The 21,002-nt window shown below is 62.7% G+C and carries 19 protein-coding genes and 1 other annotated feature; of the genes, 16 read left to right on the forward strand and 3 right to left on the reverse strand.

All coding sequences use genetic code 11. The features are described from left to right. The first annotated feature begins 39 nt into the window (after positions 1 to 39). The gene (gene pepD / locus SOX55_RS09125; protein ID WP_325287133.1) at positions 40 to 1,509 is read left to right on the forward strand and encodes a beta-Ala-His dipeptidase; all 1,470 of its coding nucleotides are present in this window, start codon (positions 40 to 42) and stop codon (positions 1,507 to 1,509) included. Positions 1,510 to 1,584: 75 nt separating this feature from the next. Here the strand turns inward: pepD and SOX55_RS09130 are convergent, their stop codons facing one another. Next, positions 1,585 to 2,865: an L-cysteine desulfidase family protein gene (locus SOX55_RS09130; RefSeq protein ID WP_325287134.1), complete on the reverse strand. Its 1,281-nt coding sequence runs from the start codon at positions 2,863 to 2,865 to the stop codon at positions 1,585 to 1,587. A gap of 295 nt (positions 2,866 to 3,160) precedes the next feature. Next, positions 3,161 to 4,237 carry a selenium metabolism-associated LysR family transcriptional regulator gene (locus tag SOX55_RS09135; RefSeq protein WP_325287135.1) on the reverse strand — a complete coding sequence of 359 codons (1,077 nt, stop codon included), beginning with the start codon at positions 4,235 to 4,237 and terminating at the stop codon, positions 3,161 to 3,163. A 252-nt stretch (positions 4,238 to 4,489) separates the two neighbouring features. Here SOX55_RS09135 and SOX55_RS09140 point away from each other — a divergent pair, with 252 nt between their 5' ends. The 14 genes from SOX55_RS09140 (at position 4,490) to SOX55_RS09205 (ending at position 19,081) form a co-directional block, all read left to right on the forward strand. Continuing rightward, a complete protein-coding gene (locus SOX55_RS09140; RefSeq protein WP_325287136.1) occupies positions 4,490 to 4,939 on the forward strand; it encodes a hypothetical protein in 450 nt (149 codons plus the stop codon). Position 4,940: 1 nt separating this feature from the next. Beyond that, positions 4,941 to 5,525 carry a hypothetical protein gene (locus tag SOX55_RS09145; protein ID WP_325287137.1) on the forward strand — a complete coding sequence of 195 codons (585 nt, stop codon included), beginning with the start codon at positions 4,941 to 4,943 and terminating at the stop codon, positions 5,523 to 5,525. A gap of 60 nt (positions 5,526 to 5,585) precedes the next feature. After that, positions 5,586 to 7,100: a Na+/H+ antiporter NhaC family protein gene (locus tag SOX55_RS09150; RefSeq protein ID WP_325287138.1), complete on the forward strand. Its 1,515-nt coding sequence runs from the start codon at positions 5,586 to 5,588 to the stop codon at positions 7,098 to 7,100. A 113-nt stretch (positions 7,101 to 7,213) separates the two neighbouring features. Then, positions 7,214 to 8,824 carry an HAL/PAL/TAL family ammonia-lyase gene (locus SOX55_RS09155; protein WP_325287139.1) on the forward strand — a complete coding sequence of 537 codons (1,611 nt, stop codon included), beginning with the start codon at positions 7,214 to 7,216 and terminating at the stop codon, positions 8,822 to 8,824. Positions 8,825 to 9,148: 324 nt separating this feature from the next. Continuing rightward, positions 9,149 to 9,397 (forward strand) — a binding site (T-box leader). 127 nt (positions 9,398 to 9,524) lie between these two features. Further along, positions 9,525 to 10,544, forward strand: a complete 1,020-nt coding sequence (ilvC, locus tag SOX55_RS09160) for a ketol-acid reductoisomerase (protein ID WP_325287140.1) — start codon at positions 9,525 to 9,527, stop codon at positions 10,542 to 10,544. Positions 10,545 to 10,607: 63 nt separating this feature from the next. Further along, the gene (ilvD, locus tag SOX55_RS09165) at positions 10,608 to 12,266 is read left to right on the forward strand and encodes a dihydroxy-acid dehydratase (protein WP_325287141.1); all 1,659 of its coding nucleotides are present in this window, start codon (positions 10,608 to 10,610) and stop codon (positions 12,264 to 12,266) included. After that, positions 12,266 to 13,471, forward strand: a complete 1,206-nt coding sequence (locus tag SOX55_RS09170; RefSeq protein WP_325287142.1) for an ATP-binding protein — start codon at positions 12,266 to 12,268, stop codon at positions 13,469 to 13,471. Before ilvD ends, SOX55_RS09170 begins: the two co-directional genes overlap by 1 nt. Positions 13,472 to 13,502: 31 nt before the next feature. Then, complete coding sequence (locus SOX55_RS09175; RefSeq protein ID WP_325287143.1) at positions 13,503 to 14,090, forward strand: LysE family transporter; 588 nt, start codon at positions 13,503 to 13,505, stop codon at positions 14,088 to 14,090. Between the two features lie 117 nt (positions 14,091 to 14,207). Further along, positions 14,208 to 14,768, forward strand: a complete 561-nt coding sequence (locus SOX55_RS09180; RefSeq protein WP_325287144.1) for a PadR family transcriptional regulator — start codon at positions 14,208 to 14,210, stop codon at positions 14,766 to 14,768. After that, entirely contained in the window at positions 14,737 to 15,150 is a 414-nt protein-coding gene (locus SOX55_RS09185) for a YjdF family protein (protein WP_325287145.1), read from the forward strand. Before SOX55_RS09180 ends, SOX55_RS09185 begins: the two co-directional genes overlap by 32 nt. A gap of 62 nt (positions 15,151 to 15,212) precedes the next feature. After that, positions 15,213 to 15,380 (forward strand): hypothetical protein, encoded by a 168-nt coding sequence (locus SOX55_RS09190; RefSeq protein WP_325287146.1) that lies wholly within the window; start codon positions 15,213 to 15,215, stop codon positions 15,378 to 15,380. 121 nt (positions 15,381 to 15,501) lie between these two features. Continuing rightward, positions 15,502 to 16,134 (forward strand): thiamine diphosphokinase, encoded by a 633-nt coding sequence (locus SOX55_RS09195; RefSeq protein WP_325287147.1) that lies wholly within the window; start codon positions 15,502 to 15,504, stop codon positions 16,132 to 16,134. 103 nt (positions 16,135 to 16,237) lie between these two features. After that, a complete protein-coding gene (gene xdh / locus SOX55_RS09200; RefSeq protein ID WP_325287148.1) occupies positions 16,238 to 18,787 on the forward strand; it encodes a selenium-dependent xanthine dehydrogenase in 2,550 nt (849 codons plus the stop codon). 3 nt (positions 18,788 to 18,790) lie between these two features. Then, positions 18,791 to 19,081: a hypothetical protein gene (locus SOX55_RS09205; protein WP_325287149.1), complete on the forward strand. Its 291-nt coding sequence runs from the start codon at positions 18,791 to 18,793 to the stop codon at positions 19,079 to 19,081. Positions 19,082 to 19,120: 39 nt separating this feature from the next. On the opposite strand, the gene SOX55_RS09210 is transcribed toward SOX55_RS09205, so the two are convergent. After that, the gene (locus SOX55_RS09210; protein ID WP_325287150.1) at positions 19,121 to 19,711 is read right to left on the reverse strand and encodes a nucleotidyltransferase family protein; all 591 of its coding nucleotides are present in this window, start codon (positions 19,709 to 19,711) and stop codon (positions 19,121 to 19,123) included. 104 nt (positions 19,712 to 19,815) lie between these two features. On the opposite strand from SOX55_RS09210, the gene SOX55_RS09215 reads away from it, so the two are divergent. Further along, positions 19,816 to 21,002 (forward strand): molybdopterin cofactor-binding domain-containing protein (locus tag SOX55_RS09215; RefSeq protein ID WP_325287151.1); only part of this gene is annotated, 1,187 nt, incomplete at its 3' end.

Raw genomic sequence — 21,002 nt, forward strand, 5'->3', positions numbered from 1 at the left:
TTTGTCAGGCACAGCCGGGACAGAAAAGAGGAATATGATATGATGACTCCCCACAATGAGCAGGTGATTCAGGGACTGGAGCCCCGGAAGGTATTTTTCTATTTCGGAAACATCGCCAGCATTCCTCACGGCTCCGGGAATGAAAAGCAGCTGGCGGAGTATATTTACAATCTGGGAAAGAACAAGGGCTGGGACATCTGCGTGGATGATTACAACAACGTGCTCATCCGGAAGCCGGCGTCTCCCGGGTATGAACATGCCCCGACCTTGCTGATGCAGGCCCACCTGGACATGGTGTGCGAGAAGAACCCGGGCGTGGAGCATAATTTCCTGACGGATCCCCTGAAGCTCCGGCGGGAGGGCGGCTTCCTGTATGCCTCCGGAACGACTCTGGGCGCCGACAACGGAATCGGCGTCGCGCTGCTGCTGGCGCTGCTGGATACCGAGGACCTGCAGCACCCGGCGCTGGAGGTGCTGCTGACCGCCGACGAGGAGGCGGGCATGAGCGGCATCAAGCACTTTGACGGCAGCCAGATCACCGCCCATCACCTGCTGAATCTGGACAGCAAAATGGACTCTCTCACCGTGGCCTGTGCCGGCGGACAGCGGTTCGCGTTCCACATGCCCTATCAGACCTGCGGCTCCGCCCGGGGGGAGACTTACAGCATCGTGCTGGACGGCCTGAAAGGCGGACACTCCGGCGCGGAGATTGACAAGGGCCGGGCCAACGCCATCAAGCTGCTGGGCCGGGTGGTGGCCGACCTGCAGCGGGAGCTGGACGTGGAGCTGGCGTATTTCCGGGCCGACGGCAAAGCCAATGTGATTCCCAGAAGGGCGGAGACGGCGGTGAATCCCGTGGACGCCGGTGCCCTGCAGGCCCGACTCGACTGGTGGAAAGAGACGCTGCGCCGGGAGCTGGCGGACACGGAGCCTGAGGTGACGCTGAGCGTGCAGAAAATCCCCGCGGTTTCCCGGGTACTGTGTCCCGCCGACGCGCGGCGCCTGGTGCAGTGCATCCTGCTGACCCCCAGCGGAACCCTGACGCGGAATCTGGAGACCGGTGAGGCGATTTACTCCAACAACCTGGGTGTGGTCACCTTCGCGGAGGACGCAGTGCATCTGTACTGCCTGTGCAGAAGTTCGCTGACGTCCCTGATGAACTCCGACTATCTTCCCCTGATGCAGACGATTGCGGATACCCTGGGAATCACCGGGGAAGTGGGGGACAGCTTCCCCTGCTGGGAGTATGTGGAGGATTCCCCCCTGCGGGAGGTCTGCTCCACAGCCTATTTCCGCCTCAACGGCAAGTATCCCGAGGTGATCTCCCGCCACGCGGGCAGCGAGTGCGGCTACATTATGAATGTGTGTCCGTCGCTGAAGGACGCGGTGGCCACCGGCGCGCGGCTGTTCAACATGCATACCACCTATGAGCATCTGGACATTGACGCGGTGGAGGTGGCCTACGGGTATCTCCGCAAGATTCTGGAGACCTTCCGGGAACTGGCCTGATCCTCTGCCGGAGGGCCGAAGCAAAACAAAAAGAAGCCGCTTCACTGTGTGAAGCGGCTTCTTTTTGTCGGTTTCTTACACGTGCTGCGTCATCATGCGGATGATTTCGTGGTCGGTTTCCCGCATGCCCACCTTGCCCAGCCGGCCGATATTGCGGATGGTGTTTTCCACGCCCTTCAGCACCAGACCGTCGCCGTCGTAGAACTGCTGGCCCTGCCGGTACATTTCAAAGCCCAGAATGCCGGCGTCCACGGAGGCGGCGATTTTGGCGGCGCAGGAGGACTTGGCGCCGTCGCAGACAATGCCGGAGGTGATGGCCAGCGCGTTGACCACCGTGTGGGAAATCTCCTTCAGCCGGCCGCCGTGGAGATAGGTGATGCCGGCACCGGCGCCGGCGCCGGCGCTGACGGCGCCGCAATAGGCGGACAGACGGCCGATTCCGGTTTTCTCGTGGAGCGTCACCAGGTTGGAGATCAGCAGCGCCCGGTACAGCGTCTCCCGGTCGCTTCCCAGCTCTTTGGCGTACTCAATGACCGGCAGGGAAGCGGTGAGCCCCTGGTTGCCGCTGCCGGAGTTAATGACCACCGGCAGCTCGCAGCCGTTCATCCGGGCGTCGGAGCCTGCGGCGGCCCGGGCCTTCGCGCGGGTGCGGATGTCATTGCCGTTGGAGGACAGCAGCACCTTTCCGATGTTGGCGCCGTAGTCGTTTTTCAGTCCCTCGTCGGAGATGGCGGTATTCATGGAAATCTGGCGGCTCAGGATGTCCTCCACGTCCGCGAGATCGCAGGTCTCGGCAAAATCCAGAATTCCCTCAATGCTCAGCAGCGTGTAGTCCGGCGCGTCGGAATCCACCACCTCCGCAATCTCCTTTTCCTCCAGCACCACGCCGTCCTTCTCGATGAGCACCAGGTTGGTGTGCTCGTTCACCGCCCGGACCGTGGCATGGCTGCCGTTTTTGGAAACGGTGACCACAATGTCCAGAACGTAATCGGACTGGGCGGGGCTGACGGTGATGTCGGTCTGCTCCAGATACTCCGGCAGGCGGGCCTTGTCCTCTTCGGTGATGTGGGAGATGACCTCCAGCAGGGCGTTTTCGTCTCCGCACAGGGCGCCCGCGGCCGCGGCCACGGCAATGCCTCTCCGTCCGCCGGTATTGGGAACCACAACGCTCTTCACGTTTTTGATGATGTTTCCGCTGGCGTCAATGTGAATGGCGTCGGGGATGGCGCCCAGCACCGCCCGGGCCTTGGCGGCACAGTAGGCGATGGCGATGGGCTCCGTGCAGCCCATGGCAGGGATCAGCTCCCGCTCCAGAATGCGGACGTAGGTTTGATAGGTGAGACTGCTGCGTTCCATAAGTAGATTCTCCTTTGCAGATTCCCGCAGACGGGTGTTTTTCCCTGCCGGCGAGGGCGGCAGTTCTGTTTGCGGCGGTGACAATACCGGTCTTGATGCACTGCGAATATTATACCATAAGCGCGAAAAAAGTTCCAGAAAAGATTGGGAATATTCCGCTTTTTTGCCTAAAAATCCGGCACAGATTTCCGGGGTTGACCGGGGAAATCCGACGGCCGCGGCGCGGCGTCGTCCGTGCGAAAAAAACGGGCATCGCTTCCTATGAGCGATGCCCGTTTTTGGGGTTGGTACGGCGTCAGTGCTGGTAGTAATCCAGGGCGAAATCCCAGAATTTCTGGGCGAAATAGGACAGCTCCACATCGTTGTTCCGCATCAGGTACAGCGGCCGCGGCGGAACCAGCTGGTCGAAGCCCACGGACAGAATGTCCCCGTGGCTCACATAGCTCTCCGCCACCTGCTGGGAGACCAGGGGCACGCCCATGCCCTTTGCCACCATCCGGATGATCATTTCCGTGTCGTCGCTTTCGGCCACGATGCGCAGAGCCGCCGGATTCACACCCAGCTGGAGCAGGAAATTGTCCGTATCCTTCCGCCAGCCGGAGCCCTGACAGCGGCTGATGAACCGCTCCTGCAGAATCATATCCGGCATGAAGCCGGATATGATCAGGTTTTTGTAGCGCATGTTGTTGGGGGTGATCAGGATCCAGCGGTCAAAGGCCAGACACTTTGCCTCGCAGTAGGGCGACGGAATGAGAATGCCCGTCATGCCGATCTCGATCTTCCGGTCTACCAGATCCTGCACAATGACGGAGCTGATGTCGTTGCTGACCCGGAAAAACGCGCCTCGGTTTTTCTTCTGAAAGTCGGCTGCCAGCTGGGGCAGAAAGTACCGGGCGGGGGTGGAGGTGGCACCGATATAAACGGTTCCCTGAGAGGGGTTTTTCCCATTCTGCAGCGCCCGCAGAGCCGCGTCCCGCTGGCTGATGATGCCCTGGGCGTATTTGAACAGAATCCGCCCCTCCCGGGTGGGGGTGATGGCCCGGGAACTGCGGATGAACAGCTTCACATCCAGCTCCCGCTCCAGGGAGGCAATCTGGTTGCTGACGGTGGGCTGCGTCAGATGAAGGGTCTCGGCGGCCTTGGAAAAGTTGTTTTTCTGCATGACCATGATGAAAGATTCCAGCTGCCTCAAATCCAATTTGCCTCCCACCTTTCTCCGCGGAGCCTGCCGCCGATCCGCGGCAGCCATTTGTTTTCCGAATAAAACTATATCATATTTCTCTTCCTTATACAAGAACATAAGTGACAATTTAAAACGGAAGAAATCGTTAAAACCGGATATTCTGCAAGTTTTTGTTCTATTTCGAAACATAATCCAAACCGGACTCCCATTAAATTTCCCTATAGATCAGCGGAGGACGGACGATTTGATTCCGGTCCCAAGCGATCTCCTTATTTGCAGGAAAACGGGGATTTCCTGCAAATAAGGAGACTTTTTGCGGAATCTGGCCGGAGGGCCTGCCGGCGGGGAGCAGTCCTCCGGGACGTTGAAAAAGCGTCGAACCCTTTTATACAATCAGGGCAGACAATCGGTTCCCAAATACAGTTGGTGAAAGGAGCTATCATGAAAAAGATCAAACTGACGTTTCCGAACGGAACGGCCGTTCTGGCAACCCTGCTGGAGGAAGAAGAACCGGAGCTGAGCGCGAGCCTGTGGGAATTCGCGGAGGACCCGGAGCCGCTGATCTGCCACAATACCCTGTCCACCGGCTTTTCCTTCCCGGCCTTCCGGCGGCCCAGCCGTAGCCCCAACACCGAGTCCCACCTGGCCAACCCCATTGGCCGCAACAAGGTGGGGTACACCTCCCTGAAAGCGGGCGACCTGCTCTGGTCCGGGACGAAGCTGTACGTGGTTTACGGCTTCTGCACGGAGCCCAGCATCGCCGGCGCGGTGACGGCCCGGGTGGACCCGGAGTATCTGGATCTGCTGATCAAGGCGGGCGAGGACGTCTGGAACCACACCTACTACTACCACAAGCTGGCGGTTCTGAACGTCAGCAGAGAGGAGAACTGACATGGGAATGCACTGGACCGAAGTGAAAGATGAGATCGAGCAGGAGATCGACCGGATCTGGACAGAGGAACCCATTGAGGTTACCCTGAGCAAGAAGGGCTATTTCCCCGGCCGGGCCGGCGCGGCCCACGGCAACTATTTCGGCAACATGTTCTTCCAGGTTTCCGAGCTGCAGGGCCTGGGACCCTACATCATTGAACCGCTGATGTATCAGGCCATCGCCGACGATTCCTTCGACGTGGAACACATCAAGAAGATGTTCATTTTCACCTACTACCGCAAGTGCAAGCTGCTGGGCGACGAGGACCCCAACGGCGCTCCCGCCGCCTGGTTCAACGTCCCCAAGGCGTGGCAGTTTTACAACCACGTGGTGGACAGCTTTGACACCATCGACAACAAGAAGGACCTGAAGGACCTGCTGTGGAGCTGGTTCGGCTACCTGACCCGCATGTACAGATGGTTCGCCACGGTGTTCCCCTGGGAGGTCTGCGGCCAGCTGATGCCGGTGATCACCTCCGTGGAGGAGGCCGAGGAGCTGGTCCGCCTGGCGAAGATCGGCGACGAGGTGCTCCACGCCAGAATCTGACAGCGAAAACGGGCGGTATCTCCGGGTGGAGTTTTGAAAAAATTTTAGGAGGGAATCCCAATGTCAGAGAAAAAGTCAAAGTTCTACACAGTATCTGAAAAGGCCGACCGGGTTGGCCGCGCGCCCAAATTCGGCGAAGCGCTTCTGGTTGTGGTTGTGATCCTGGCGTTGCTGGTCTGGCTGATTCTGTTCCAGAAGATCTCTGCGCAGATTGCCCTTTCCATCTGCCTGTTTATTTCCTGCAGCTTTGCCGGTTTCCTGGGATTCAGCTGGAAGCGGATTGAAGCCATGCTGATGGACGGCATCCGGGTAGGCGCACTGGCCATGATCATCAACCTGATGATCGGTATGCTGATCGCCGCCTGGTGCGCTGCCGGCGTGGTTCCGTATCTGATTGACGTGGGCATGAGAATCATCGTTCCCAGACTGTTCCTGCCCATGACCTGCCTGGCCTGCTGCATCCTGTCCGTCTGCTGCGGCAGCTCCTGGACCACCGCGGGCACTGTGGGTCTGGCCCTGTTCGGCATCGGCACCACCATGGGCATTCCCGCGCCCATGATCGTAGGCCCCATCCTCACCGGCGCCTACTTCGGCGACAAGCTGTCCCCCATCTCCGAGTCCACCAACTGCGCCGCTGCCGCCGCCGAGACGGAGCTGATGGAGCATGTGCACTCCATGGTCTTTGTGATCATTCCTTCCACCATCCTCTCCTGCATCATCTACGGAATCATGGGCTGGAAGTACGGCGGCTCCTCTGTGGATATGTCCGCTCTGGCGGAGCTGTCCACCGCCCTGCATGAGAACTTCTGGCTGAACCCGCTGCTGCTGATCCCCATCCTGATTCTGGGCTTCTGCATTTACAAGAAGATGGGCTCCATCCAGGCCCTGGGCATCGCCATTGCCGTGGGCATGGTGTTTGCTCTGACCCAGGGCTTCACCTTCAAGGAGGTCTGCACCGCGCTGGCCGGCGGCCTGAAGCTGGAAACCGGCGTGAAGGCTGTGGACTCCATGCTGGGCAAGGGCGGCCTGAACTCCATGACCAGCGTGATTACCATCATCATCTGCGGCATGCCTCTGGGCAGCGTCCTGCGGGAGACCAAGACCCTGGAGACCATTGTGTACCACTTCAAGGGCATGATCTCCTCTCCCGGCAATGTGGTGACTTCCTCCACCATTACCACCACGCTGCTGTGCTACCTCACCGGCAACAGCTACGGCGCCTACATCCTGACCAGCGCCGCCTTCGGCTCTGCCTATGATGACTGGAACATTCACCGCAAGGTGCTGTCCCGCGTCTGCGAGATGGCTGTGGTGGTGCAGTGCCTGGCGCCCTGGACCAGCGGCGGCGCCTATATGTCCGGCCTGTTCGGCATGGCCACCACCGACTTCGCCCCCTATTACGTCTGGGGCTACATCGTTCCCATCTTCACCATCATCTGCGGCTATACCGGCTTCGGCATGTTCTATGACAACAAGGTGCGCGGCGGTATCCGCGGCTGGGGCAAGAACAAGTACGTTCCCGACCGTCAGGCCTTCCAGGAGGCTGTTCAGCGCCGTACCAGCGCGGAGCAGTGATGACTGCCGGAAGTGGTTTTTCGCGGCTGCCGTCCGGCAGCCGGAGGAAACTGTGATTGCTTTTCCGGGAAACAGCGTTTAAAATTGCGTTAGATACAACAGGAGGTTCTGTCATGAACAAAGTAATTCTCAACGGCGTGGATCTGCAGATCGAAGACGTGGTCAATGTGGCCCGTCATGGCTATCAGGTGGAGATCGACGCCGGCTGCATGGCCCATATCGCCCAGGTCCGCCAGTACATGGAGGACGAGTGGATGCGGGACGACGCGCCTGCCGTCTACGGCTTCAACACCGGCCTTGGCAAGCACAAGGACCACAAGGTCTCCATCGAGGAGAGCGATCTGCACCAGTACCGCACCGTGCTGTCCCACTGCGGCGGCGTGGGCGACCCCGCCCCTGAGGACGTGGTCCGCGCGGCCATGTGCGTCCGGCTCAACGCCTTCTGCCGCGGCGTGTCCGGCCTGCGGCCCGTGGTGGTGGAGCGTCTGGTGGAACTGCTGAACAAGGGCGTCCATCCCGTGGTGCCCTGGCAGGGCTCCGTGGGCGCCTGCGGCGACCTGGCTCCCATGGCCCACATCGTCTCCGTGCTCATCGGCGTGCCCCAGGCGGAGGCCTTCTACCAGGGTGAGCGGATGCCCGCCCAGGAGGCCCTGAAGAAGGCCGGCATCACCCCGGTGGAGTTCCAGCTGAAGGCCAAGGACTGCCTGGCGCTGCTGAACGGCACCACCATGTTCGCCGGCATGGCCTGCCTGAACATCCACGACGCCGAGCGGCTGTACAAGCTGTCTGAGATCACCACCGCCCTGTCCATGGAGGCCATCCGCGCCGAGACCCGCGCCTTCGATCCCCGGATCCAGGCGGCCCGTCCCTACGCCGGCCAGATCAAGACGGCCGCCAACGTGCTGCGCCTGGTGGAAGGCAGCCAGCGCGTGACGGAGGATGCCCGCAAAGTCCATCTGGAGCACGACATCATGCACCCCCACTATCAGGAGCGGGTGCAGGACAACTACTGCTTCCGCTGCATGCCCCAGGTCCACGGCGTCTGCCGGGAGAACCTGGACTATGTGAAGCATCTGGTGGAAGTGGAGATCAACGCCGCCACCGACAACCCCCTGATCTTCCCCAAGGGCGACGGCCACTATGAGTTCCTGTCCGGCGGCAACTTCCACGGTGAGCCCACCGGCTTTGCCATGGATCTGCTGACCATGTCCCTGGTGGAGATCGGCAACATCTCTGACCGCCGCTGCTTCACCATGTGCGACCCCACCCTGAGCTACGGTCTGCCCCTGGCTCTGGCCGGTGAGCCCATCGGCCTGAATTACGGCTACAACATCATCTGCTGCCCCACCTCCGCCCTGGCCTCTGAGAACAAGACCCTGGCCTTCCCCTCCGTGTGCGACAACATTCCCACCAAGGCCAATCAGGAGGACCATGTGTCCATGGCGCCCTGGGCAGCCCGGAAGTGCCAGCTGGTGATCAAGAACCTGGAGAAGATTCTGGGCATCGAGCTGCTGCTGGCCTCCCGCGGCATCTTTATCACCGCCGACAAGCTGGGCCAGTTCCAGCTGGGCAAGGGCACGTCCATCGCCTACGGCATGGTCACCGATCTGATCAAGTTCCAGAACGATGACTTCTACATGCGGGACCAGTCCAAGGCTACCATCGGCCTGGTGGAGTCCGACGAGCTGCTCAACGCCGTCGAGGCCGCTGTGGGCGAGCTGTAATCCGAATCCACCCTCTTTTCTCCCCAAGGCCCCCGGTCCGCGGACCGGGGGCCGCTACTTTCGTCAAAGCGGCAAAGCCACTTTGACGAGAAGGGCTGCGGCCCGCTGCTCGCACACTTGCGGGCCGAGAAGTGTTTTCCCGACGTACACTCTGCCGGAAAAAACAGATTCCACTTTTTTCGCACCTGCGGGTGCGAACTCTGCGAGGCTTTTTTGACAACCGGGGGCCGCTTCCCGTAGCCGGAAGAGGGAGGAGAAAAATTTTTCGCTTTAATGCAAAATAATGCTTGACATTTTTCGACAGGTATGGCAGAATCTCACTCAAGAAATATGATGAAGGGAACAAGTAACCCGCTTCGCTCCGCTTTCAGAGAACTGCCGGTCGGTGCAAGGCAGCAAGCGTCGGGGAGGGCGAAATCATCCCGGAGTAGCCTGCTGAGGGGAGACCGTTAGGCAGAGCCGGACGCACCCGTTACCGTGCAGGGCTTGTTGGAGCCTGCTGAGATGACGATGTGGTGACGCATCGTTAACAAGAGTGGTACCGCGAAGGTTTTAGACGCCTTTGCCTCTTGGTTTGCAAGAGGCAAAGGCGTTTTTGATTATTCCGACCCTCCATCGGCGGTCGCCATCAGCACAGAAACCCATTCCGAATCCCATCAGACAACAAAACATCAAAACAACAAAAAGGAGAACGAACATCATGGCTGTGAAAAAGTACTACGATTCCGACTGCAATCTGGGGATGCTGGACGGCAAGACCGTGGCCGTCATCGGCTTCGGCTCTCAGGGCCACGCCCATTCCGAAAACCTGGCCGAGAGCGGCGTCAACGTGGTGGTGGGCCTGCGGAAGGGCTCTGCCCACTGGGAAAAGGCCGCCAAGTTCGCCGAGACCTGCCCCAATTTCCGGGTGATGGAAGTGGAAGAGGCCGCCAAGGCAGGCGACGTGGTGATGATGCTGGTGCCTGATGAGCTGTGCGCCGACATCTACAACAAGCAGGTGGCCCCCTACATGACCGAGGGCAAGACGCTGGCCTTTGCCCACGGCTTCAACATCCACTTCAAGACCATCGTGCCTCCCGAGAATGTGGACGTGATCATGATCGCCCCCAAGGGCCCCGGCCACACCGTCCGCAGCCAGTATCTGGAGGGCAAGGGCGTCCCCAGCCTGATCTGCGTGGAGCAGAACTTCACCGGCAAGGCCAAGGATGTGGCCCTGGCCTACGCCTCCGCCATCGGCGCCGGCCGGGCCGGCATCCTGGAGACCACCTTCAAGGAGGAGACGGAGACGGACCTGTTCGGCGAGCAGGCGGTGCTGTGCGGCGGTGTCTGCGGTCTGATCCAGGCCGGCTTCGAGACGCTGGTGGAGGCCGGCTACGAGCCGGAGATGGCCTACTTTGAGACCTGCCACGAGATGAAGCTGATCATCGACCTGATCAACCAGGGCGGCTTCGGAAAGATGAGCTACTCCATCTCCAACACCGCCGAGTACGGCGACTACCGCACCCGCAAGCGCCTCATCACCGAGGACACCAAGAAGGAGATGCGCCAGATCCTCCGGGAGATTCAGGACGGCACCTTCGCCTCCGAATTCCTGACGGAGATGAGCCCCAACGGCGGCCGCAAGACCCACTTCCTGGCCCAGCGCCGCATGGCCGCCGAGCACCCCATCGAGAAGGTGGGCGCCCAGCTGCGGGCCATGATGAGCTGGCTGAAAAAGTAAACACACAATCCCAGGCGGACCGGGGCATCCCCGGTCCGCCGGAAAAGCGAAAAGGAGAACGCCATGCGTAGTGACAACGTGACAAAAGGCCCCGAGCGGGCGCCAAACCGCAGCCTTTTCTACGCCCTCGGCTACACGCCGGAGGACCTGGAAAAGCCCCTGATCGCCGTGGTCAGTGCCCACAGCGACATCGTCCCCGGCCACATGAATCTGGATAAGCTGACCCAGGCCGTGAAAAGCGGCGTGGAGGCCGCCGGCGGCACTCCCTTCATGGTTCCGGCCATCGGCGTGTGCGACGGCATCGCCATGGGCCATGTGGGCATGAAGTACTCCCTGGCCAGCCGGGAGCTGATCTGCGACAGCGTGGAGACCATGTTCCAGGCCCACCAGTTCGACGGCATGGTGCTGATCCCCAACTGCGACAAAATCGTGCCGGGCATGGTGATGGCCGCCGCCCGGATGAACGTGCCCACGGTGGTGTGCAGCGGCGGCCCCATGCTGGCCGGCACCTTTAACGGCCAGGAGGTGAGCCTGTCCAAGATGTTCGAGGCCGTTGGCTCCTACAAGGCGGGCCTCATTGACGAGGAGAAGCTGGAGGAGTGCACCCAGAACAGCTGTCCCAGCTGCGGCAGCTGCTCCGGCATGTACACCGCCAACAGCATGAACTGCCTGTGCGAGGCCATCGGCATCGCCCTTCCCGGCAACGGCACCATCCCTGCCCCCTACAGCAAGCGGCTGCAGCTGGGCCGCCGGGCCGGCGCCGCCATTGTGGAGATGGTCCGCCGCAACATCTGCGCCCGGGATATCATCAACGAGCGCAGCATCCGCAACGCCCTGACCTGCGACATGGCCCTGGGCTGCTCCACCAACACGGTGCTGCACCTGCTGGCCATCGCCCACGAGGCGGGCGTGCCGGTGGATCTGGCGCTGTTCAACGAGATCTCCGCCAAGACCCCCAACCTGTGCCATCTGGCTCCTGCCGGTCCCACCCACATGCCGGACCTGTACGCCGCCGGCGGCATTCCCGCCGTGCAGGCGGAGCTGGCCAAGCAGAACCTGCTGGACCTGGAGTGCATCACCGTCACCGGCAAGACGGTGGGGGAGAACATCCGGGGCGCGAAAAACCTGAACCACAACGCCATCCGTCCCATCGAGGACCCCTACAGCCCCACTGGCGGCCTGCAGGTTCTGTGGGGCAACCTGGCCCCCAACGGCTGCGTGGTGAAGCGCAGCGCCGTGGCCCCTGAGATGCAGACCCACACCGGCCCCGCCCGGGTGTTCAACAGCGAGGAAGACGCCATCGCCGCCATTTATGAGGGCAGAATCGTCCCCGGCGATGTGGTGGTCATCCTCTACGAGGGCCCCAAGGGCGGCCCCGGCATGCGGGAGATGCTGAATCCCACCTCCGCCCTGGCGGGCATGGGCCTGGACAAGACGGTGGCCCTCATCACCGACGGCCGCTTCTCCGGCGCCAGCCGCGGCGCCTCCATCGGCCACGTCAGCCCCGAGGCGGCCGCCGGCGGCCCCATCGGACTGGTGCGGGAAGGAGACCGGATTACCATCGACATCCCCAACGCCTCCGTGACGCTGCTGGTGTCTGACGAGGAGCTGGCCGCCCGCCGTGCCGCTTACGTGCAGCCCGCGCCCAATATCACCACCGGCTGGCTGAGCCGCTACGCCCGCATGGTCACCAGCGCCGACGAAGGAGCGGTTCTGAAGTAATGAAAAGCCTGAATACCATCCGCCGCCGCCTCATCAGCCTGGTGATTTTCCGGGGCTTGCTGGAGGATCCCGCCGTGCAGGCGCTGCGCCGCACGCTGGAGGCCCGCTGCAGCGGTACGGAGGATGACTTTGTGGAGGCCTGCGCCGCTTTTGAATCCGTGCTGTTTGACAAGGGCTGCGACAACTGGACGGACTACCTCTATGAGATCGTCATGGAGAACGAGAACGTCTGTGTCCGCCAGCACGATCCGGAGACCTTCAGCCCCCTGCTGAAGGCCCACATGGAGCATGAGCTGCAGTTTCTCAACGAGCTGTCCCGGCTGACGCTGGAGGACTTCATCCAGGGCGCCGAGTATCCGGACCCTGACGTGTATCATGAGAGCTGGAACACCTCGGATAAGGACATTGCGGCAGACTACGCCACCCGCCTCCGGGAAGTGGGGTCCAAGGGCTATGGCATGTTTGCCCGCCACCATATGTTTACCGTGGAGAACGGCCGGCTGGTGCCGGTGAAGCATCCGGACCCCCAGCAACTGGAGGAGCTGCCGGGCTACGAGCGGGAGCGGGAGAAGGTCATTGCCAACACCCTGGCGCTGCTGCAGGGCCAGCCCGCCAACAACGTGCTGCTGTACGGCGATGCCGGCACCGGCAAGTCCAGCTGCATCAAGGCCATCGCCAACGCCTACGCCAACCAGGGACTGCGCCTGGTAGAGGTGAAGAAGAACCAGCTGTATCAGATTCCCGACCTGATGGACGAGTTGGCGGCCAACCCGCTGAAATTCATCCTGTTCATCGACGATCTGAGCTTCACCGCCAACGACGACAACTTCGCCGCCCTGAAAGCCATTCTGGAGGGCAGCGTGGGCGGCCGCGCCCAGAACATCGCGGTGTACGCCACCAGCAACCGCCGCCACCTCATCAAGGAGACCCTGACGGACCGCACCGGCGATGACATCCACGAGAGCGACACCCGCCAGGAGCTGATGAGCCTGTCCGCCCGCTTCGGCCTCACCATCACCTTCACCAGCCCCGACCGGGACCGGTATCTCTACATCGTGAAGGAGCTGGCCCGGCAGTACGGCCTGGAGATGGACGAGAGGGAGCTGGCGGTCCGCAGCGAGGCCTTTGCCATCCGCATGGGCGGCCGCAGCGCACGGGTGGCCAAGCAGTTCGTGGAGCTGCGGAAGGCCGGCGTGCAGGACTGACATACATTATATAATATAAAGGAGAGCCGTCATGACAACCGTTTTCCTGGAGTTGGCGCTGTCTGCCTGCGCCACCACCTTTACCCCCGGCCCCAACAATATCCTGCTGCTCAGCAGCGCCAGCACCTTCGGCTTCCGCCGCTGCCGCCCGCTGATTCTGGGGATCTGGACGGGACTTCTGACGGTAATGCTCATCTGCGGCTTCGGCTGCGCCGCCCTGGGCGGGCTGCTGCCCCAGGTGGTGCCTGTGGCCAAGTACGTGGGCGCCGCCTATGTGCTGTATCTGGCCTACAAGACCCTGACCCGCTCCGCCGGCAGCGGTTCGGCGGAGGCAAAGCCCCTGACCTATGTCAACGGCTTTCTGCTGCAGTTCCTGAATGTGAAAATCCTGATGCTGGGTGTGGCGTTCTACTCCGGCTACATCCTGCCCCATGGCTTTCACCTGGGCTATGTGCTGGCCTTTGCCGCCATCATGACCCTCTGCGCCGGAACCGGCAACCTGATCTGGGCCACCCTGGGCAGCGCTTTGTTCCCCCTGTACAAGCGGTACTGCCGGATTGTGAATGCCGTCATGGCGGCGCTGCTGGCGTGGTGCGCCTGGAAGATTGTGTCGGTGTGACAGGCACGGAAACAGAACCAACCGCCTCCGGGAACCTGAATGGGTTCCCGGAGGCGGTTTTTCTTGACTTTTACTATTGACAATAGTAATATTATCGATAGGAAAGGAGGGAGGCCAATGGCGTCCATTGATCTTGTGATTCTGGGTATGGTGCTGGAGAGACCCCGCAGCGCCTACGATCTGCAGAAGGATGTGGAATACCACCACTTTTCCCGCTGGACGCGGATCAGCGTGCCCTCCGTCTACCGGAAGGTGCTGGAGCTGAAGGACCGGGGCTACCTGCAGAGCAGCACTGTAAAGGGAGATCGCTTTGCAGATAAGACGGTGTATTCCGTCACGGAGGCCGGGCGGGAATACTTTCATCAGGAGATGGCGGCCTGCGCTGGCCGGGGCGCACCGCTGCTGCTGGAGTGCAACGTGATGGTCACCAACCTGAACAAGGTGGGCCGGGAGGAGGGTCTTGCGCTGCTGGGAACGCTGCGGAAGCGCATTTGCGCCGGGGCGGAGGAAAATGAACGCTGGGCGGCGGAGTTCGCGGATATCCCGCTGGTGGGCCGGACAATTTTTGACCAGCAGCGGCTGGTGTATGAGGCGCTGGTGAAGTGGCTGGACGGATTGGAGGCCGCGCTGGAAAAGGAGCCGCCGGATGGATGGAAGCAGCCTGACGATTCTGTTTGAGGATCCCTTCTGGGTGGGCATCTGCCAGCGCACCGGCGGCGGGAGCTGCCAGGTGTGCCGCATCGTGTTCGGCGGGGAGCCGAAGGACTGTGAAGTCTACGAATTTCTGCTGAAAAACTGGCAGAAGCTGCAGTTCAGCCCGCCGGTTCCGGCGGAGGGCGGGGAGGAGCGGAGAATCAGCCCCAAGCGGATGCAGCGGGAGATCAGCAGCCAACTGCAAAACCGGGGCATCGGCACAAAGGCCCAGCAGGCGCTGCAGCTCCAGCGGGAGCAGGCGGGGCTGGCCCGGAAAGAGCGGCGGCTTCAGCTGCGGGAGGAAGAGCGGGACCGGCAGTATGCCCTGCGTCAGGAGAAGAAAAAGCAGAAGCACCGGGGAAAATAGTCGAAAAATTTCCAGCCATGATCCGTCTGCGGTCTGCGCATACTGACTGCGGGGTGAGAGGAATGACAGATTGGCCGTGGGAGCCGGAGGACCTGCTGGAGCTGCGCCTGGACCCGACAGGGCGGCTCTGCCCGCTGTTTGACCACACGTCCATGGAGATGCTGGAGGACACGTCGGAGTGGATGGGCTATCCGGTGCTGGACAACTGCTGCGAGGACCATATTCTGTAGGCGGAGAGGCAGGGGCGGATGCTCCTGCCTTTTCCAACGGGAACGGGTTTGCCATCGGCGGGGAAGTGTGGTAAACTGATAAAAATACCGCGTTGACGGAACTTGTCCGGGAGGCTGAATCATGAAACGCTGCTTTATTTTTTCTGCCGGAACCTTTTACGGCCTGCGGGAGCGCCTGGCCCCCGGCGACCTGTGCATTGCCGCCGATGCCGGCTACCGGGCCTGCCGGCAGGCGGGAATCGTTCCGGACCTGCTGCTGGGGGACTTTGACTCCATGGACCAGCCGGAGGACTTTGCCAATGTGCTCCGCTCCCCGGTGGAGAAGGACGACACGGACACCATGCTGGCGGTAAAAACCGGACTGGAGAAGGGCTGTAAAGAATTTCACCTTTACGGAGGAACCGGAGGCAAGCGGCTGGATCACACCCTGGCCAACCTGCAGACACTGCTGTATCTGCGGCGGCGGGGCGCCCGGGGCTATCTCTACGATGACGATTTCGTCTGGACGGCCATTGAAAACGAGGAACTGACCGTGGAAAAGACGGTGGAGTGGGGGCTGTTTTCCGCCTTCTGCCTGGGAGACCGGGCGGAGGGGGTGGACGAGGAGGGGCTGCAGTATCCCCTCCGTGACGCGGTGCTGACGCCGGAGTTTCCCATCGGGGTCAGCAACCATATTCTGGAGCCCCGGGCCAGGGTGGCTGTCCGGAAGGGCGTGCTGATTGTGGGCTGGGAGCTGCCGCCGCTGAAGGGATAATCTTTGAATAGAATAACGCCCCCGCAAAGGAAGGATTGCGTCCGACGGCGGGACCCGGTATAATAGAAGAAAAGGTTGACCTTTTCCAACAGGAGGTGTGCCTATGGCGCGATTTACGGTAAACGGAAAACCGGTGGAAACGGAGCGGCGGGAGAAGCTGCTGCGGTTTCTGCGGGATGAACTGCGCCTGACCTCGGTGAAAGACGGGTGCAGCGAGGGCGCCTGCGGCGCCTGCACGGTGCTCATCGACGGCAAGCCCACCCGGGCCTGCGTCCCCTGGACGGACCGGCTGGAAGGAAAGTCCGTGGTGACGGCGGAGGGGCTGTCGGACCGGGAAAAGGAGGTCTACACCAGCGCCTTCGGCGCCGCGGGAGCGGTGCAGTGCGGCTTCTGCATCCCCGGCATGGTGATGGCCGCCAAGGGCCTGCTGGACAAAAATCCCTCCCCCAGCCGGGAGGAGGTGGCCTTTGCCCTCCGCACCAATATCTGCCGCTGCACCGGCTATGTGAAGATCATCGACGCGGTGCTGCTGGCGGCGGAGCTGCTGCGCACCGGCAATTCGCTGCCGGAGGAGACGGACTGGTCCGTGGGCGCCCGGGCCCCCCGGATTGACGTGGAGGAGAAGGTCACCGGCACCGGCATCTATCCCGATGACGTGTACCTGGACGGCATGCTGTACGCCAGCGCCGTCCGCAGCCAATATCCCCGTGCCCGGGTGCTGGCCATTCATGCGGAAGAGGCCCGGGCGCTGCCCGGCGTGGCGGGAGTGTTCACCGCCGCTGACGTTCCCGGCGAGAACAAGGTGGGCCACCTGGTGAAGGACTGGGACACCATGATCGCCGTGGGGGACGTGACCCACTATCTGGGAGACGCCATCTGCCTGGTGGCGGCGGAGACGCCGGAGATTCTGGAGCAGGCGAAGGAGCTGGTGCGGGTGGACTACGAACCGCTGGAGCCGGTCCGCAGTCCCCGGGAGGCCATGCTGTTCGACGCGCCGAAGCTCCACCCCGGCGGAAATCTGATGGCCCACCGGCACATCCAGCGGGGCAACCCGGCGGAGGCCATCGCCAAGTCCAGATACGTGCTGACCCAGCGGTTTTCCACCCCCTGGACGGAGCACGCCTTCCTGGAGCCGGAGTGCGCCGTGGCCTACCCGGAAGGGGAGGGCGTGGTGGTGCTGTCCAGCGACCAGGGAGCCTATGACACCCAGCATGAGATCATGGGAATGCTGGGCTTGCCGGCGGAGCTGGTGAAGGTCCGCAACTGTCTGGTGGGCGGCGGCTTCGGCGGCAAGGAGGACGTGACGGTGCAGCACCACGCGGCGCTGGCGGCGTACCTGCTGAAGCGGCCGGTGAAGGTGCGGCTCACCCGGGCGGAGAGCCTGCTGATCCACCCCAAGCGCCACCCCATGGAGATGGAATTCTCCCTGGGCTGCGACGAAAACGGCATCATTCAGGGCGTGGCTGCCGAGGTCATTGCCGACACCGGCGCCTACGCCTCCCTGGGCGGCCCGGTGCTGGAACGGGCCTGCACCCACGGCGCCGGCCCCTACCACTACGAAAACTACGAGATCGACGGCTGGGCCTATTACACCAACAATCCCCCCGCCGGCGCCTTCCGGGGCTTCGGCGTCACCCAGACCTGCTTCTGCATTGAGAGTCTGCTGAACCGCATGGCGGACCTGGTGGGCATCTCCCCCTGGGAGATCCGCTACCGCAACGCCATCCGGCCGGGGCAGGCGCTGCCCAACGGCCAGATCGTGGATAATTCCGCCGGCCTGGTGGAGACGCTGGAGGCGGTGAAGCCCTATTTCGACCAGGGCAAGTATGTGGGCATCGCCTGCGCCATGAAAAACGCCGGCGTGGGCGTGGGCATCCCGGACACGGGCCGGGTGCGGCTGCGGGTGGAGGACGGAAAGGTCCACATCTACGCCGGCGCCTCCTGCATCGGTCAGGGCCTGGGCACCGTGCTGGTGCAGACCGTCTGCGATCAGACGGGGCTGGGACGGCGGGACGTGGTGTACCACCGCTCCGCCACCGACACCTCGCCGGATTCCGGCACCACCTCCGGCTCTCGGCAGACGCTGTTCACCGGCGAGGCCTGCCGCCGTGCCTGCCGGAGCCTGAAAGCGGCGCTGGAAGAGCAGGACCTTGCGGCCCTGGAGGGCCGGGAGTTCTTCGGCGAATATCTGGGGAAGACGGACCCCCTGGGGGCCAAGGTCCCCAACCCCGTCAGCCATATCGCCTACGGCTACGCCACCCAGGTGTGCATTCTGGATGACGAGGGCCGGGTGGAGAAGATTGTGGCGGCCCACGTCATGGGCCGGGCGGTGAACCCCACCGCGGTGGAGGGCCAGATTCAGGGCGGCGTGGTGATGTCCATGGGCTTTGCCCTGACGGAGCGCTACCCGCTGGAGGAGTGCCGCCCCACCGCCAAATTCGGCACCCTGGGCCTGTTCCGGGCCAATCAGATTCCGGAAGTGGTGCCCATCATTGTGGAAAAAGAGGGCCTGGACGTGGCCGGCGGCGCCATCGGCATCGGTGAGATCACCGCCATCCCCACCGCGCCGGCCATTGCCGACGCCTATTACCGCTACGACGGCAAATTCCGCACCAGCCTCCCCCTGGAGGACACCCCCTATGTCAGGAAGTGAACCATGAACGAAAAAACGTTCCGGCGGCGCGGCTGGGTCTGCGCTGCCATGGCCCCGGCGGCCTGCGTGCTGTTTCTGCTGGGCCAGTGGGCCGGACTGTGGGAGCCGGGCGGCAGTCCGGTGTTCACCGTGCTGGCCGCGGTGCTGATCATGGAGATGCTGGCGGGCACCGTGGCCCCCTTCTGGTGGATTCTGATGTATTTCCGCCGGAGAAACCAGCTGCAGACCTCCCTGCGGCCAGTGCTGTACGCCAACCTGTTTGCCCTGCTGGTGAGCCTGCTGTTCTTCTTCTGAGAGAAAAAGACCGCCGCGGAAGGCGGCGGTCCGGGCAGATCAGGTTTTCAGCTGCCGGAGGGCTTCCAGGGCGGCGGGGGTGTCCACATCCGCCAGCTGCCCGGCGTCGCTCTCCCACAGGGCCAGAGCTTCCGGATGACGCCTGATGACGGCGCTGCCGCCCCGGTCACCGGACAGCTCCAGCAGCTCCGGAAAGAACCGGGCGGGGAAGATGCAGGGGTTGCCCCGGACGCCGCCGTGGCTCAGCGCCGCGATGCACTCCGGCCGGGACAGGTAGAACTCCGTCAGCTCCGCCACCGTCTCCCGCCGCAGCAGCGGCTGGTCCGACACCTGAAACAGCACCGCGTCACAGTCTGCCAGCGGGGCGAGCCCCAGTGCCACCGTGTGGCTGATGCCCAGATCAGGCCGTATGTTTTCAATGGGAGTAAAGGATAACTCCTTTGCAAGCTCGACGATCTCCGGATACTGGGTCACCACCACCCGATAGCGGTACAGCTCCGTGGGGATGGCTTCCATGGCCCGGCGGATCAGGGGTTTTCCCTCCCACTGGGCGGCGAGCTTGTTGGCGCCGAAGCGGCGGGCGTTTCCCGCCGCCATCACCACGCAGCCCAGACGCGGCGCGTGTTCCATTCCGGATTTCCCCCTTTGCCATTGTTTCGATATTCTCAGTATATCCGCTGTCTCTCCCGCCGTCAATCGGGAGAACGCTTTTCCGTTGAAAGGAGGCCATGCCCATGAGCAAATCTGTCGGTAAACCGGTGGCCCGGGTAGACGCCTATGACAAGGCGTCCGGCCGCGCCAAATTCATGGACGATCTGTGCGACCGGGGGGCGCTGACGGCCAGAATTCTCCACTCCACCATCGCCCACGGCTTCGTGAAGTCCATCGATACGGCGGAGGCGGAGCGAATTCCCGTCGTTGTGCGGATTCTCACCTGCTTCGACGCGCCGGACCGCCCCTTCCCCACGGCTGGACACCCCTGGTCCACGGACCCGGCCCATCAGGATGTGGCAGACCGTCTGCTGCTGAACCGGCACGTCCGCTACTACGGCGACGACGTGGCGGTGGTCATCGCGGAGGATGAGGTGGCCGCCGGGCAGGCCCTGCGGGCCATCCGGGTAGAATACGAGGAGCTGCCCTTTGTGCTGGACGTGCAGGAGGCCATGAAGCCCGGCGCGCCTCAGATTCATGACCGGTTCCCCGGAAACGTGCTGGCCCACACCACCCTCAGCCGGGGCAACTATGCCGCCGCCATTCGGGAGCCGGGTCTGGTGAAGGTGGAGGGGTGGTATGACACCCCCACCGTGCAGCACTGCCACATTGAAAACCACGGCTGCTTTGCCTATGAGGAGTCCGGGAAGATGGTGGTGGTCAGCTCCACCCAGATCCCCCACATTGTCCGCCGGGTGGTGGGCATGGCGCTGGGCCTGCCCTGGGGCGGCGTCCGGGTGATCAAGCCCTACATCGGCGGCGGCTTCGGCAACAAGCAGGACGCCCTCTATGAGCCGCTGTGCGCCTGGTGCAGCCAGCAGGTGGGAGGCCGCCTGGTGAAGCTGGAGTGCAGCCGGGAGGAGACCTTCGTCTCCAACCGTGTCCGCCACGCCATCCGCACCCATATCATCTCCTACGTCCGGCCTGACGGCACCCTGGTGGCCCGGAAGTTCGAGGCCTTCTCCAACCAGGGCGCCTACGCCTCCCACGGCCACGGCGTCGTGGCCAAGGGCATGGGAGCCTTCCCCCAGCTGTACCCCTGCGACAATCTGGAGTGCGACTGCTGGACGGTGTTCACCAACCGCCCCGCCGCCGGCGCCATGCGGGGCTACGGCATTCCCCAGGCCATGTTTGCCGGGGAGAGCCACATCGATGACATCTGCAAGGCCATCGGTATGACGCCCCTGGAGTTCCGGCGGAAGAATCTGAT

Origin of the sequence: Dysosmobacter sp., from assembly GCF_034093755.1 — a bacterium.
Classification (GTDB): Bacteria; Bacillota; Clostridia; order Oscillospirales; family Oscillospiraceae; genus Oscillibacter.